Annotated in this window: 14 protein-coding genes; 6 read left to right on the top strand and 8 right to left on the bottom strand. The window is 33.1% G+C overall.

Features of this window, described 5'->3' with window-relative positions; all coding sequences use genetic code 11:
- Window positions 1-66: 66 nt before the first annotated feature.
- The 5 genes from fabV (at window position 67) to ACP7AT_RS04970 (ending at window position 5,334) form a co-directional block, all read left to right on the top strand.
- Window positions 67-1,257 (top strand): enoyl-ACP reductase FabV, encoded by a 1,191-nt coding sequence (fabV, locus tag ACP7AT_RS04990; RefSeq protein WP_426063247.1) that lies wholly within the window; start codon window positions 67-69, stop codon window positions 1,255-1,257.
- Between the two features lie 114 nt (window positions 1,258-1,371).
- Window positions 1,372-2,373, top strand: coding sequence for a glycosyltransferase (locus ACP7AT_RS04985; protein ID WP_426063246.1), 1,002 nt, complete (start codon window positions 1,372-1,374; stop codon window positions 2,371-2,373).
- A gap of 1 nt (window position 2,374) precedes the next feature.
- On the top strand, window positions 2,375-2,971 hold the full coding sequence (gene coaE / locus ACP7AT_RS04980) for a dephospho-CoA kinase (protein WP_426063245.1): 597 nt from the start codon (window positions 2,375-2,377) through the stop codon (window positions 2,969-2,971).
- A gap of 59 nt (window positions 2,972-3,030) precedes the next feature.
- The gene (locus ACP7AT_RS04975; RefSeq protein ID WP_426063244.1) at window positions 3,031-4,614 is read left to right on the top strand and encodes a sensor histidine kinase; all 1,584 of its coding nucleotides are present in this window, start codon (window positions 3,031-3,033) and stop codon (window positions 4,612-4,614) included.
- 3 nt (window positions 4,615-4,617) lie between these two features.
- Window positions 4,618-5,334: a response regulator transcription factor gene (locus ACP7AT_RS04970; RefSeq protein WP_091204557.1), complete on the top strand. Its 717-nt coding sequence runs from the start codon at window positions 4,618-4,620 to the stop codon at window positions 5,332-5,334.
- Between the two features lie 54 nt (window positions 5,335-5,388).
- On the opposite strand, the gene ACP7AT_RS04965 is transcribed toward ACP7AT_RS04970, so the two are convergent.
- From ACP7AT_RS04965 to ACP7AT_RS04930, 8 genes are all read right to left on the bottom strand, one after another.
- Window positions 5,389-6,129, bottom strand: coding sequence for an acyl-[acyl-carrier-protein] thioesterase (locus ACP7AT_RS04965; protein ID WP_426063242.1), 741 nt, complete (start codon window positions 6,127-6,129; stop codon window positions 5,389-5,391).
- 45 nt (window positions 6,130-6,174) lie between these two features.
- On the bottom strand, window positions 6,175-7,092 hold the full coding sequence (gene miaA / locus ACP7AT_RS04960; RefSeq protein ID WP_426063241.1) for a tRNA (adenosine(37)-N6)-dimethylallyltransferase MiaA: 918 nt from the start codon (window positions 7,090-7,092) through the stop codon (window positions 6,175-6,177).
- A gap of 146 nt (window positions 7,093-7,238) precedes the next feature.
- Window positions 7,239-8,081 carry an ion transporter gene (locus ACP7AT_RS04955; RefSeq protein ID WP_426063240.1) on the bottom strand — a complete coding sequence of 281 codons (843 nt, stop codon included), beginning with the start codon at window positions 8,079-8,081 and terminating at the stop codon, window positions 7,239-7,241.
- Between the two features lie 24 nt (window positions 8,082-8,105).
- Window positions 8,106-9,467: an exonuclease domain-containing protein gene (locus ACP7AT_RS04950; RefSeq protein WP_426063239.1), complete on the bottom strand. Its 1,362-nt coding sequence runs from the start codon at window positions 9,465-9,467 to the stop codon at window positions 8,106-8,108.
- Window positions 9,468-9,585: 118 nt separating this feature from the next.
- Window positions 9,586-10,239 (bottom strand): YggS family pyridoxal phosphate-dependent enzyme, encoded by a 654-nt coding sequence (locus tag ACP7AT_RS04945; protein WP_426063238.1) that lies wholly within the window; start codon window positions 10,237-10,239, stop codon window positions 9,586-9,588.
- Window positions 10,240-10,272: 33 nt separating this feature from the next.
- A complete protein-coding gene (locus tag ACP7AT_RS04940; protein ID WP_426063236.1) occupies window positions 10,273-11,493 on the bottom strand; it encodes a DUF1015 domain-containing protein in 1,221 nt (406 codons plus the stop codon).
- A gap of 78 nt (window positions 11,494-11,571) precedes the next feature.
- The gene (locus ACP7AT_RS04935; protein ID WP_426063235.1) at window positions 11,572-12,459 is read right to left on the bottom strand and encodes a 3-hydroxyacyl-CoA dehydrogenase family protein; all 888 of its coding nucleotides are present in this window, start codon (window positions 12,457-12,459) and stop codon (window positions 11,572-11,574) included.
- 42 nt (window positions 12,460-12,501) lie between these two features.
- Window positions 12,502-13,467 (bottom strand): Gfo/Idh/MocA family protein, encoded by a 966-nt coding sequence (locus tag ACP7AT_RS04930; RefSeq protein WP_426063234.1) that lies wholly within the window; start codon window positions 13,465-13,467, stop codon window positions 12,502-12,504.
- Between the two features lie 144 nt (window positions 13,468-13,611).
- Between ACP7AT_RS04930 and ACP7AT_RS04925 the strand changes: the two genes are divergently transcribed.
- Window positions 13,612-14,253, top strand: a complete 642-nt coding sequence (locus tag ACP7AT_RS04925) for a protein-L-isoaspartate(D-aspartate) O-methyltransferase (protein ID WP_426063233.1) — start codon at window positions 13,612-13,614, stop codon at window positions 14,251-14,253.
- Window positions 14,254-14,291 lie beyond the last annotated feature (38 nt).

Here is a 14,291-nt window from a genome sequence, read left to right as displayed (position 1 = left end):
TTTATATTTTTTTGAATTAAAGAATATGAAAGTCTAACAATATAAAAACGGAAACAAAAGATAGTTATGATTATTGAACCAAGAATGAGAGGATTTATTTGTACGACATCACACCCAAAGGGATGCGAGCAAAATGTTAAAAATCAAATAGAATACATACAATCAAAAGGCGCAATTGACGGTGCTAAAAAAGTATTAGTAATTGGAGCTTCAACCGGTTTTGGATTGGCTTCCAGAATTACAAGTGCTTTTGGTTCTAATGCAGCAACTATTGGTGTATTTTTTGAAAAAGCTCCTTCTGAAGGAAAAACAGCTTCTCCAGGTTGGTACAATTCTGCTGCTTTTGAAACGGAAGCACATAAAGTGGGTTTGTATGCAAAAAGTGTTAATGGTGATGCGTTTTCAAATGAAATAAAACAACAAACATTAGATCTTATAAAAGCTGATTTAGGGCAAGTAGACTTAATTATCTATAGTTTAGCTTCTCCGGTTCGTATGCATCCGGTTACCGGTGTTTTGCATCGTTCTGTATTGAAACCTATCGGTGGAACGTATACCAATAAAACGGTTGATTTTCACTCAGGTAAAGTTTCTGAAATCTCAATCGAGCCATGCAGTGGAGACGATATTCAAAACACAGTTGCCGTTATGGGCGGTGAAGATTGGGCGATGTGGATTGATGCTTTAAAAGCAGAAAATCTTCTCGCTGCAGGAGCTACAACGGTTGCTTATTCTTATATTGGACCGTCATTGACAGAAGCAGTGTATAGAAAAGGAACTATTGGTCGTGCCAAAGATCATCTTGAAGCGACAGCCTTCGCTATCACGGATAGTTTAGCTGCTATTGATGGAAAAGCATATGTTTCAGTAAATAAAGCATTGGTTACACAAGCAAGTTCCGCCATTCCGGTTATTCCATTGTATATTTCTTTATTGTATAAAATAATGAAAGAAGAAGGAATTCATGAAGGTTGTATCGAACAAATTCAACGTTTGTATCAAGAAAGATTGTATACTGGAAGAGACGTTCCGGTTGATGAGAAAGGAAGAATCCGTATTGACGATTTAGAAATGCGCCCGGATGTTCAGGAAAAAGTAGCTAAATTATGGATTGAAGCTGTAACTGAAAATTTAGCTGAAATTGGAGATTTAGAAGGATATAGAAAAGATTTCTACAATCTATTTGGCTTTGACGTAGCGGGAGTAGATTATAAAACAGATGCAAACGAAGTGGTAAACATCGAAAGTATTGGCTAATCAAATTAATGAATTTAAAATTTATAAAACCATCAATTAATAGTTGATGGTTTTTTTATCGATAAAGATTACATTTGTTAAAATTTTTTAAGTCTAAAAATACACATTATATTTATGTTTTTTTCCCTAATTATACCTGTTTATAATCGTCCTGACGAAGTTGATGAGCTTTTAGAAAGTTTATCGCATGCAACGTATCCTGAAATATTTGAAATTGTTTTAGTTGAAGATGGGTCTACTTTAGTTTGTAAAGATGTTGCTCAAAAATATGGTGACAGATTGAATATTTCTTATTATTATAAAAAAAATACAGGACCTGGCGATTCCAGAAATTACGGAATGCAGAAAGCCAGAGGAGATTATTTTATCATTTTCGATTCGGATTGTATTATTCCAAAACAATATTTATCGGAAGTTGACGAAGCCTTAAAACAAAATTATGTGGATTGTTTTGGAGGATCTGATAAAGCTTTAGATAGTTTTTCGGATATTCAAAAAGCGATCAATTTTGCAATGACTTCGTTTCTGACTACAGGAGGAATTAGAGGCGGTTCGGAAAAAATTGATAAATTTCAACCCAGAAGTTTTAATATGGGATTATCCAGAAAAGCTTTTGAAGCATCAAAAGGTTTTGGAAATATCCATCCTGGAGAAGATCCTGATTTGTCAATTCGTTTGTGGAATTTGGGTTTTGAAACCAAACTGTTTCCTAATGCTTACGTGTATCATAAGAGAAGAATTGATTGGGAAAAGTTTTCAATTCAGGTGAATAAATTTGGAAAAGCAAGGCCTATTCTCAACAGTTGGTATCCAAAATGTAGTAAACTGACTTTTTTCTTTCCTTCCGTTTTCATCATTGGATTTTTTGCTTCCGTTGTATTGTTGTTTGTTTTTAATTTTGATTACCTACTTCAGTTGTATTTTTTTTACTTTTTCGTACTGTTTTTGGTGTCTTCTTACCAGAATAGAAGTGTTAAAATAGGCTACTTATCAATAATAGCGGTTTGGAAACAGTTTTATGGATACGGTTTAGGCTTTATAAAATCGTATTATAAGGTAATTATTTTGAAACAAAAACCGCAAGAAGCTTTTCCCGAATTATTTTTTAAAGTGTAACATGACAAAAATTATTGGTTTAACTGGCGGTATCGGAAGCGGAAAAACTACTATTGCAAAGTATTTTCAATCCTTTGGGATTCCAGTTTATATTGCTGATGATGAAGCGAAAAACATTATGCAATCTGCGGAAATTATTGCTGCGATAAAAAATACATTTGGCGAAGCAATTTTTGAACACGGAACATTGAATAGAGAGAAACTGGCCAACATCGTATTTAATGAACCGGAAAAATTAGAATTACTTAACAATATTGTTCACCCTGCCGTAAAAAAGCATTTTGAACACTGGCTTTTGCAGTATAAAAAAATTCATTATGTAATTTATGAAGCTGCTATTTTATTTGAAAGTGGAGGTTATAAAAACTGCGATTTTATTATAACTGTCACAGCTCCAACAGATACAAGGATTCAACGTGTTGTCGAACGTGATAAAACCACTCGTGAACTTGTTTTAAAAAGGATAAAAGCACAGTGGACAGATGAAAAACGAATTTCTAAAAGTGATTTTGTCATCGAAAATATTTCATTTGAAAATGCAAAACTGGAAGTGTATCGAATTCTTAAAATTTTAAAGATTAAACAAAAACATTCATAGGTGTTAATGTTTGGTTAATCTATTATTTAATATATTGTTAAAATACTAAATTTGTTTTGATGAATAAACTTTTTTTTAGAGTACTTGTTTTATTAATGAGCTTGTCCCTAATTGGGATTATTCTAGTTCAGGTGTATTGGTTTAATACCTCATTTAAAAATAATGACGAGCAATTTAAATTTCATGTTAAGCAAGTTATTGGCAGTGTGGCTGATAAGATTCAAAAACAGGAAGCGTATAACTTTTATGATAAAATAAATCACTATCGTGACAGTACAGGAAAAGTACCAAAAAAGGATGATATATTGGAGTTTTATTACGTTCAAAAAAATCCAAGGACCAATAAAACAATAATATACTCAAACAGTATAATTTCTGAAGATTACAATATTTCACCTACGTTCTTTGATAAAAAATTTGATAGTGAAAAGTTTAAGAGCTTCAATTCTAAACGTGTTACAGAAGTTTATAACAATAATTCTATTGATAAATCCAACGTAACACAAAGTTTAATACCAGATATCAGGATTGAAAAAACGGGTAATTTAGATGTGTTAGATAATGCTTCATTTGAAATATTTTACAAAGATTTCGCTTCCGTTTTACCAATTCAGGAAAGAGTTTCAAAAGAGACGTTGAATAAACTCATTAAAAAAGAATTAGAGGAATCAGGTGTAAATACGAAGTTTGAATTTAGTATTTACAATAATAATTTGGCCACTAATGTAAAATCAAACGAATTTAAATACAACAAAGAAGCAACGTACTCCACTCCAGTATTTTCTGATAATGAAGGGAATAGTAAGTACCAACTGTTAGTTACGTTTCCCCACAAAAAGAAATTTTTACTATCTGAATTGGTAAGTATAACGGTTCTGTCAATAATTTTTACATTAATTATTTTAATTGCGTATTCAAGCGCTTTAAATCAGTTAATACGCCAGCGTCAGATTTCTGAAATCAAGAATGATTTTATCAATAACATGACACACGAGTTCAAAACTCCTATTGCCACGATAAACTTAGCTCTGGATGCCATCAGAAATCCAAAAATAATAGATGATAGAGAAAAGGTATTGCGATATCTGCAGATGATAAAAGATGAAAACAAGCGGATGCATGCACAAGTAGAAAATGTACTGCGCATCTCTAAATTAGAAAAGAAGGAATTAAATATCATCAAAGAATCACATAATATCCATGATATAATAAACGACGCGATTGAGCACGTGAATTTGATTCTGGAAGATAGAGAAGGTACAATTAAAAGTCATTTTGATGCTGTAAGAACCACAGTTTTGATCAATGATGTTCATTTTACCAATGTAATTGTAAATATTCTGGAGAATGCTATAAAATATTCTCCAAACGTTCCTGAAATTGAGATTTTTACTGAAAATATCAAGGACATGATTATTATCAAAGTAAAAGATAAAGGATTGGGAATGAGTAAGATTGCTCAAAAAAGAATTTTTGAAAAATTTTACAGAGAACATACTGGCGATATTCACAATGTCAAAGGACATGGTTTAGGTTTAGCGTATGTAAAAAGAATTGTTGACGACCATAACGGTCAAGTTTATGTAGAAAGTGAAAAGGGAAAAGGTAGTACCTTCATAATAAAATTACCATTAATAAATTAGAATATGGAAAATGTAAATAAAAAAATACTTCTAGTCGAAGATGACCTTAATTTTGGTGCAGTTTTAAAAGATTATTTAATGCTAAATGATTTTGATGTCACTTTAGCGAAAAATGGAATGGAAGGATTTGAAAAATTCAAGAAAGATACTTTTGATTTATGTATTCTTGATGTGATGATGCCGTATAAAGATGGTTATACATTAGCCAAAGAAATCAGAGAAAAAAACAATGAAGTGCCAATCATTTTCTTGACAGCAAAATCGATGAAAGAAGATGTCTTGAAAGGATATAAAGCAGGTGCTGATGATTACTTGAATAAACCTTTTGATTCGGAAGTATTGTTGATGAAAATAAAAGCCATAATTCAAAGAAAATCATCTGATACGAAAGCAGAGCAAGTACAATTTGAATTTAATATTGGTAAATTTCATTTGAATTCAAAGCTTCGTTTTTTAACTTTTAATAATGAAGAACCAATAAAACTGTCTCCAAAAGAGAATGAATTATTGAAAATGTTAATTCTTTATGAAAATGATTTGATGCCAAGGGAATTAGCCTTGACAAAAATCTGGAGAGATGATAACTATTTTACTTCAAGAAGTATGGACGTGTACATCGCTAAGCTGAGAAAGTATTTGAAACTGGACGAAGATGTAGAAATTTTAAACATCCACGGAGAAGGATTTAGATTAGTGGTTAAAAATAAAGTAGCAGAATAAATAGAAGCAAGCCTCAAGAAATTGAGGCTTTTTTTTAGAACAAAAAGACGTATTTTATTTCCAGTTCAATTGTAGAGCAAAACTCGTTTTGTCCTCTTTTGTGATACTAAAAACAGTTTCACTCTCTGCAATACTTTCGTGAATGATAACCTTATCATTTAGGGATAATTCTTTTAAAAAATTCATCTCAAAACTTTCAATTTTTTGATTTAGGATTAATTTTTCATCGACAAAATCCAAACACCATTCCAGATATTTGACATTATTGACATGATTTACAATATCTAAATCGGATAAAAAGACGTTTTTTTCGAAAAGAATTTCTTTCTCATTATTGAAATTTATTTTGGAGAAACCATCTTTAGTAGCTCTTTTTTCGGGATATAATTCAAAATGTTCGAATGGCAATTTCAATCCTTCCGGCCGACGCTTTTTAGTATTAAAAACAGCCCAAAAAGTCTCAGAACCCACAATTTTTTCTCCATTTACATGCATTTCCAACGCACGAACGGAACGAGAATTTTCTAGGGAATTGATCCATGTTTTCACAGTTACAGTATCTCCCCATTTTGGTAATTTAGTGATTTCAACTCTCATTCGGCTTAATACCCAAGCTTGGTTAAATTCTTGCATGTCTTTAAAACTGATTCCGCCAACTTCGGAATGTGCTGCTGCTGTTAATTGCAAAATATTGCACAAATCAGTATATTTTAAAAATCCATTTGGCGCACATTGGGTAAAATTAATTTCCCAGTCTTTGTTTAAAACAGATGTGAAGTTAGGAGAGATAGGCATAAAGAGAATTATGAATTATAAATTATTAATGTGGATTCTTTAGTTTTATTTTTTCGAATTGATGTAATCCACAATAGTTTCATACGGAGTTTCGAAATCAAACCATTTTGTATTTTCATTTCTTTTGAACCAAGTCAATTGGCGTTTTGAAAATCGTCTTGTGTTTTTCTTTATTTCTTCAATGGCAAATTCCAATGAAATTTCTCTGTCAAAATAACTGAATAACTCCCGATAACCCACGGTTTGTAGGGCATTGAGATCTTTGTTTGGAAACAACGTTTTAGCTTCAGCCAGAAGTCCTTCATTTATCATGATGTCAACTCGTTGATTGATTCGGCTATAAATTATCTTTCTGTCGGCTTCCAGACCAATTAAAATAGGAGTAAATTTTCTACTATTTTTTTTCTGGTTTAAAAAAGATGAATACGGTTTTCCAGAACCCAGGCATACTTCTACAAAACGCATCATTCGTTGCGGGTTTTGCAATGTTTGAGGATTCTCAGCAGTCAAAGTTTTGTAATAATCGGGATCTAAAACTTCGAGTTTTTGTTGCAAATATCCAATTCCCAGTTTCTCATAGTTCTTGTTTATTTCTGCACGTACTCCAGCATCTATTTCGGGAAATTCATCAAAACCTTTTAGAATTGCATCTACGTATAATCCGGAACCACCCACCAGAATTGCGAAATCATTGGTCAAAAATAGTTCGTCCAGTTTTGCAATCGCTTCTTTTTCGAAATCTCCAACGGTGTAATTTTCGAATATAGATTTGTTTTGGATAAAATGGTGTTTTGCTGTGGCTAACTCAGATTTGTTGGGAACTGCTGTTCCAATAGTCATTTCCTTAAAAAACTGTCGGCTGTCACAGGAAATGATTTCACAATTGAAGTAATTTGCTAAAACAATGCTTAAGGAAGTTTTTCCTATAGCTGTAGGTCCGATGATAGTGATTAGGTATTTCATATTTTTTAGCCCAGATGGAAACGGAAACCCCGCAGTTATGGAAGTTAGTTTTTCTTGGTGTAAAAGAGCGACCGTAGGAAGCTCCTTTTATGCCTTAGAAAAACAATTGAAATAACGAGGAGTTGCAGTGTACAGCTGGAATTGCTTCAAATTAATAAATTATAGTTCTGCTCCGCAATGGAAACAGTATTTGGCATTAAATTCGTGGCCTTCGGTTCCGCAAACAGTGCATGGATTGATTTTTCTGCTCTTGATTTTTTACGGTTGCTGTTTGCAAATTCAGCCGAAACAATTCCTGTAGGCGAGGCTATTATTCCGTAACCCATAATCATTATTACCGACTCGATGGCTTGTCCCAATGTCGTTATGGGCGAGATATCTCCGTAGCTTACTGTTGTGAGCGTGACTATGGTCCCATAAATACTGATTGGAATACTAGTGAATCCTCCTTCTTCTCCTTCGACAACATACATTACGGAACGGATTATGATACTGCTGATGAGCATAAAAAAGATAAAAATCAGTATTTTTCCCCTGCGGGCAATCAGCACTTCTTTTAAGCGAGTGAACTGGCTGGAGAATATAGGATGCTTTGGAATTTTATATAAACGCAATAACCCGAGTGCTCTTCCGATTGTTAAAGTATTTTGTCCAACAAAAAATAACGAGAAATACAAGCGTAAAGTCGCTATCAAATCAATAGTGCCGTAAAAACTAAAGTTATATTTGAGTGGTTTCTTTAGAGAAATAATGCGGAGTACGTATTCTAAAGCGAAGAAAATTGTAATAACCCACTCCAGAATAATAAGATCACCTTGGTATTTTGTATCAAAATCTTTTACAGTTTCAAATATAACGGTTACGACAATGACCAGAATTACGCATAAAAAAACGAGATCAAATAATCGTCCGGAAGCCGCATTGATTCCGTAAAGCACGACATTCCTCTTTTGCCTGAAAGCGTTGAAATTTGACCTTATTCTTTGCATATTTATTTAAGGATTGGCATGCGTTTAGAATTTCACAGTCTTTAATGTTTGGTTTTTTCGGATGTGTCCTTGAATAATGTTTTTAGTATCACGGTTATTTTGCATCGGAATAATGATGTTCCTTAATATTTCGATATTGTTGATTTGATAGTTTAAATCATAGAAAGCGTAGCCTTTGTAAATCCCGTTTTCTATCAAAACTGCTGAACGTTCGCTGATGGTTCTTCCTTTATCAATCAAAACCATATTTTGATTTTGGAATGTATTCTTATCTATAAAATTTTGTACTCTGGCATTATATTCTTCGGGAGAAACCTCTCCAATACAGGCACCATCACACTCTTTTATACTGTATTGAAAACAGTTTGTTTTGGAATGATACAAACCGCTAAGTTTTTGACATAAATTGTAATGGGAAGTGATTCTGAACAACGCATTTTTTCCTTCTTGAATGGAAGTAAAAGAGGTAATTTCTTTTTTTCGGCCATCCGCTTTTTGAAGTTTTAAATTAATGTATCCCTTTTCATCTTTTTCCGCGTACAAAGCCAATTGAAAGATACTTTTTCGCTGTGCTCTGTTGTAGATGGGTTTATTGATTTTTATTTCTTCACTTTCTTTCAATAATGCAATCAATTCACTTCCGGTTTCATCATACGTCACCGTAAAAACTTCGGCTTGAATCTTTTTACATTTAGTAGAAGTTCCTGTAAAATGCTGGTTGATGCGTTTTTTTATATTTCGGCTTTTGCCAATGTAGACCAGGTTTCCTTTTTCATTATGAATGTAATAAACACCTGTTTTGGCAGGTAATCCAGCAACAATATCTAGTAATTTTGGAGTGATTCCTCTTTCTATTTCCAGTTTTATAAAATCCTTTACAATTTCTTTTTCTAAATCTTTTTCCAAAAGGATTTTAAATAATTTCACAGTAGCCAAAGCATCACCGCTTGCTCTGTGGCGATCTGCCATTGGGATTCCAAGAGCACGAACGAGTTTCCCTAAACTATGAGATGGCTGTTCCGGTAATAATTTTTTTGATAATTCGACTGTGCAAATTGTTTTGGCTTCAAAATCATACCCTAATCGTCGGAATTCAGTTCTTAGAATTCTATAGTCAAAAGAGGCATTATGAGCCACAATGACACAATCATTTGTCATTTCGATGATGCGTTTAGCTACTTCGAAAAACTTGGGAGCAGATTGCAACATGGCATTGTTGATTCCCGTCAGTTTTACAACAAATGGCTGAATTGGGATTTCCGGATTTACCAAACTGATGAATTGATCTACTACTTCATGACCATCAAATTTGTAGATGGCGATTTCAGTGATTCCCTCTTCGTTAAATTGTCCTCCGGTGGTTTCTATGTCTAGTATTGCGTACAAAATAAGTATTCAGTGTTCAGTTTTTAGTATTCAGTTTTGAAGTAGAGATTTTTAAATCTGAAATGCTTCGCCAGTTCGCTACCGTTCGGGTCAATATTCGTTAATCTCAAATCAAAAATCAATTTCGTTCCCCAAAGATACTACTTCCTATTCGAACCATTGTGCTTCCGCACTCAATTGCGAGTTGATAATCGCCCGACATTCCCATCGAAAGAATGGTGAATTGTGAATTATTCATTTTGGATTGATCAAAAATGGATTTTAATTGATTAAATTCTTTTTTGACTTGTTCTTTATCATCTGTGAAAGTTGCCATTCCCATTAATCCAACGATTCGGATATTTTTTTGTTGCTGAAAGTCATTCGAAGATAGGAGTGAAGCGAGTTCTTCCTCGTTAAGACCAAATTTAGTTTCCTCTTCAGCAATGTGAATTTGTAATAAACAATCAATAATTCTGTTGTTTTTCTTAGCTTGTTTATTGATTTCCTCTAATAATTTGAAACTATCCACACCGTGAATCAAACTTACAAACGGCGCCATAAATTTGACTTTATTTGTCTGGACGTGACCTATCATGTGCCATTGAATGTCTTTGGGCATTTGTTCCCATTTCTCGGCCATTTCTTGGATTTTGTTTTCTCCGAAAATGCGTTGACCAACTTCGTACCCTTCCATTAAATTCGAAACAGGTTTGGTTTTTGAAACCGCAACTAAGGTTACATGTTCTGGTAAAGTGGATTTTATTTGGAGTAAATTTGTTGCTATTGCCATTTTAATAGTATGATTTTAAAAGGTTATTGAAATCTAAAGTTCATATATAACCAATCCACTTCGGAATTTAGGTTCAATGTACGTGCTTTTTGGAGGCATAATTAAATTGGCATCGGCTAATGCTTTTATTTCTTCAATGTTCGAAGGAAATAATATAAAACCGATTTCAAATTCTCCTTGATCAATTTTATTTTTTATTTCTAAAACGGATTGTTTTCCTGAAAAATATTCGATTCGTTCGTCATTTCGTAAATCTTCAATGGCAAGTATGGGCAGCAACACTTTTTTGTATAAAATTTGTGTGTCTAAACTATCCAAAGCAGTTAAGAAAACTTCATTTTCTTTTCGTAGAATTAAACTATAAAACTCATTGTCCAGATACATTCCGAAATGATGCTTTTGAGAAGGGTGAAAAGGTTGCTGAAATTTATTTTCAAGAATAAAATCCTTTTCTAATTCTTTGATAAAATCTTCTCTCGAGAAACCGTTTAAATCTTTTACTAACCGATTGAATTCGTATATTTTGACATTATTTTCGGAAATTAAATAGCTCAGGATGTGATTTTTTGCTGTATTCTCTGGATTATCATTTTCCTCAGATAATAACTTTAGCGCTTCGGTGCGATGGTGACCGTCAGCGATATAAAGATTATCTGTCTTTTCAAATATATTTTGCAACCAATTGATTTCTAATGCATCTTGAATTTTCCACAGATAATGAATTTCTTTTTTCGTGGTTGAAAATTCAAAATCGGCTAATTTTTGAGTACAGTTATAAATCCAGTTTTCGATGGTTTTATTATCAGGATAGGTCATTAAAACAGGTTCGGTATTGAACTCTGAGTATTTCATATATTCTTTTAGTAATCGAACTCTGAACGCAATAATATCTTCGTGTTTTTTAATGATATTGTTGCAATAGTCTTCGACACTTGTACCTACGATAATTCCGGTGAAAGCGTGTGTTTTGGTAACAATCTTATGAATATAAATTGCTGGTTTATTGTCTTTTATTAAAATAAGTTCATTTTTGAAATCCTCGTATTTTTGATGTACTTGTCGGTATCTTTTTTCAAAAGAAACAGTTTCAGGATTGGTATATGCAGGCTTAAGAATATGTAAAAAGGACAGCGGATTAAAATCCAATTGTGCCGCTAATTCAGCATTTACATATTCTTCGTAAGAGCGACAAGTGACAAGACAAACCTTATCACGAGTGGGACGAACTGCTTTAAAAGGAACTATTTTAGCCATCGGATTTAGTTTTCAGTCACAGTCGCAGTTTTCAGCTGATCGTAAAACCTGAAAACTGCTACCGAAAAGGGTGACTTTTTATATAAATTGTTTAGAAATTTTCTCAGCTTTTTTGCTTTCTGAATAATCGTAGAAACCTTCTCCAGATTTCACACCCATTTTTCCTGCACGAACCATATTTACTAATAATGGACAAGGCGCATATTTTGGATTTTTGAAACCGTCGTACATTACGTTTAAAATAGCTAAACATACATCAAGACCAATAAAATCAGCAAGTTGTAAAGGTCCCATCGGGTGACCCATTCCAAGTTTCATAACAGTGTCAATTTCATAAATACCGGCTACTTTGTTGTACAAGGTTTCGATAGCTTCATTAATCATTGGCATCAAAATTCTATTGGCAACAAAACCAGGATAATCGTTCACTTCAACGGGTGTTTTTCCTAATTTTTCTGAAAGATTCATGATGGTTTTAGTCACTTCGTCCGAAGTGTTATAACCACGAATAATTTCTACCAATTTCATAATTGGCACCGGATTCATAAAATGCATTCCGATAACACGTTCTGGATGTGCCACAACTGCTCCAATTTGAGTAATAGAAATAGAAGAAGTATTGGTTGCCAAAATCGTATTGTGAGAACAAGCTTCGTTTAATTGCTTGAAGATATTTAATTTCAATTCTACATTTTCAGTTGCCGCTTCAACCACTAAATCTACACCTACAACACCATCTTTGATATCCGTGTAAGTTATAATATTGGTAATCGTATTAGCTTTGTCTTCTTGGGTAATACTGCCTTTTGCAATCATTCGATCTAAATTAGCGGCAATTGTTGCCATTCCTTTATCTAATGATTTTTCAGAAACATCTATTAATTTTACGGTAAAACCGCTTTGTGCAAAAGTATGGGCGATTCCATTCCCCATTGTTCCTGCTCCGATTACAGCTATTGTTTTCATTCTTATTTTGGATTAAAATATTTTAATTTTAGGATTTAAAGATTATTTTTTGAAACAATCAATAATTTGGTACGCTACTCTTAATGCTTCAGTTGCTTGTTCCAATGTCACAATGGGAATAGTGTTATTATTTATGGCATCTGCAAATGATTCTAATTCATCAAGAATTGCGTTGTTTTGATCTACATCTGGATTGGAGAAATAGATTTGTTTTTTTACGCCTTCAGCATTTTGTAAAATGATATCAAAATCGCCTGGAATTTCCGGAGCATCTTTCATTTTCACCACTTCACATTTCTTTTCTAAGAAATCAACCGAGATGTAAGCGTCTTTTTGGAAAAAACGAGATTTACGCATGTTTTTCATTGAAATTCTGCTGGCCGTCAAATTGGCAACACAACCATTTTCGAATTCGATTCTCGCATTAGCAATATCCGGTGTATCACTGATAACTGAAACGCCACTGGCATTTATATTTTTTACTTTAGATTTTACTACACTTAAAATAGCATCAATATCATGAATCATCAAATCTAAAACTACAGGAACATCGGTTCCACGAGGATTGAATTCAGCAAGACGATGGGTTTCAATAAACATAGGATTTTCAATCATGTTTTTGGTAGCTATGAATGCAGGATTGAAACGTTCCACATGCCCAACTTGACCTTTAACATTATATTCTTTTGCTAAAGCAATAATTTCTTCGGCTTCTTCCACCGTATTTGAAATGGGTTTTTCTATAAAAACATGCTTGCCGGATTTGATGGCTACTTTGGCACATTTGTAATGAGAAAGAGTTGGGGTAACAATGTCAATTACATCAACTGCATGAATAAGAGTTGCAATTGTGCTAAAATGTTTATAGCCAAATTCTTTGGAAAGCTTTTCGGCATTCTCTTGATTTGGGTCATAAAAACCGACTAATTCATATTTATTAGATTGTTGTAATAGTCGCAAATGTATTTTTCCCAGATGACCAGCACCTAATACTCCAATTTTCAGCATAATGATGTAATTTTTACAAAAATAAGAATAAAATGATTAATCTATTATTGATGCAGGACAATTCTTCAGTTAATTTAAATTTTAAAATCCAACATCTGATTTCAAAAATTGTTTTCTATTTTTACCAAAATAAAACAGTAAATTTTGCAAGACAAAGCCAAGCATCAAGGACTTCGAAATCAATTAGTAAGCGTTTTAGAGCAAAAAGGAATTACAGATAAAAATGTTTTGGATGCGATAAAAAAGATTCCAAGACATTTATTTTTGAATTCCAGTTTTGAAGACTTTGCGTATCAAGATAAAGCATTTCCTATCGGAGCTGGCCAAACGATATCACAACCGTACACTGTAGCTTTTCAATCTCAATTATTAGAAGTAAAAAAAGAACATAAAATTTTAGAAATAGGAACCGGCTCCGGATATCAAACGGCTGTTTTGTGTACTATGGGAGCAAAAGTATATAGTGTTGAAAGGCAAAACGAGTTGTTCAAAAAAACATCTGCTCTGTTTCCAAAATTGAATATTCGTCCCAAACATCTTTCTTTTGGAGATGGTTATAAAGGATTGCCAAGTTACGCTCCTTTTGATAGCATAATTGTAACGGCAGGCGCTCCATTTATTCCCCAACCTCTGATGGCACAGCTAAAAATAGGAGGAAGGCTCGTTATTCCATTAGGCGAAGAGGTGCAAATAATGACTTTGCTAATCAGGAAAAATGAAACTCAATTCGAAAAGTATGAATTTGGAGAATTTCGATTCGTTCCTTTACTAGAAGATAAAAATTAAATAAAAAACACGTCGCGCTTAAATAGCGAAACGTGTTT

The organism is Flavobacterium sp. DSP2-3-1 (assembly GCF_049896865.1).
GTDB lineage: Bacteria > Bacteroidota > Bacteroidia > Flavobacteriales > Flavobacteriaceae > Flavobacterium.
The sequence above is the reverse complement of the archived record's forward strand: the minus strand, read 5'-3'. Positions and strand labels throughout refer to the sequence as shown.

Coding starts and splice junctions, on each gene's coding strand:
- fabV (WP_426063247.1), top strand. CDS start 67: ATGATTATTGAACCAAGAATGAGAGGATTTATTTGTACGACATCACAC.
- ACP7AT_RS04985 (WP_426063246.1), top strand. CDS start 1,372: ATGTTTTTTTCCCTAATTATACCTGTTTATAATCGTCCTGACGAAGTT.
- coaE (WP_426063245.1), top strand. CDS start 2,375: ATGACAAAAATTATTGGTTTAACTGGCGGTATCGGAAGCGGAAAAACT.
- ACP7AT_RS04975 (WP_426063244.1), top strand. CDS start 3,031: ATGAATAAACTTTTTTTTAGAGTACTTGTTTTATTAATGAGCTTGTCC.
- ACP7AT_RS04970 (WP_091204557.1), top strand. CDS start 4,618: ATGGAAAATGTAAATAAAAAAATACTTCTAGTCGAAGATGACCTTAAT.
- ACP7AT_RS04965 (WP_426063242.1), bottom strand. CDS start 6,129: ATGCCTATCTCTCCTAACTTCACATCTGTTTTAAACAAAGACTGGGAA.
- miaA (WP_426063241.1), bottom strand. CDS start 7,092: ATGAAATACCTAATCACTATCATCGGACCTACAGCTATAGGAAAAACT.
- ACP7AT_RS04955 (WP_426063240.1), bottom strand. CDS start 8,081: ATGCAAAGAATAAGGTCAAATTTCAACGCTTTCAGGCAAAAGAGGAAT.
- ACP7AT_RS04945 (WP_426063238.1), bottom strand. CDS start 10,239: ATGGCAATAGCAACAAATTTACTCCAAATAAAATCCACTTTACCAGAA.
- ACP7AT_RS04940 (WP_426063236.1), bottom strand. CDS start 11,493: ATGGCTAAAATAGTTCCTTTTAAAGCAGTTCGTCCCACTCGTGATAAG.
- ACP7AT_RS04935 (WP_426063235.1), bottom strand. CDS start 12,459: ATGAAAACAATAGCTGTAATCGGAGCAGGAACAATGGGGAATGGAATC.
- ACP7AT_RS04930 (WP_426063234.1), bottom strand. CDS start 13,467: ATGCTGAAAATTGGAGTATTAGGTGCTGGTCATCTGGGAAAAATACAT.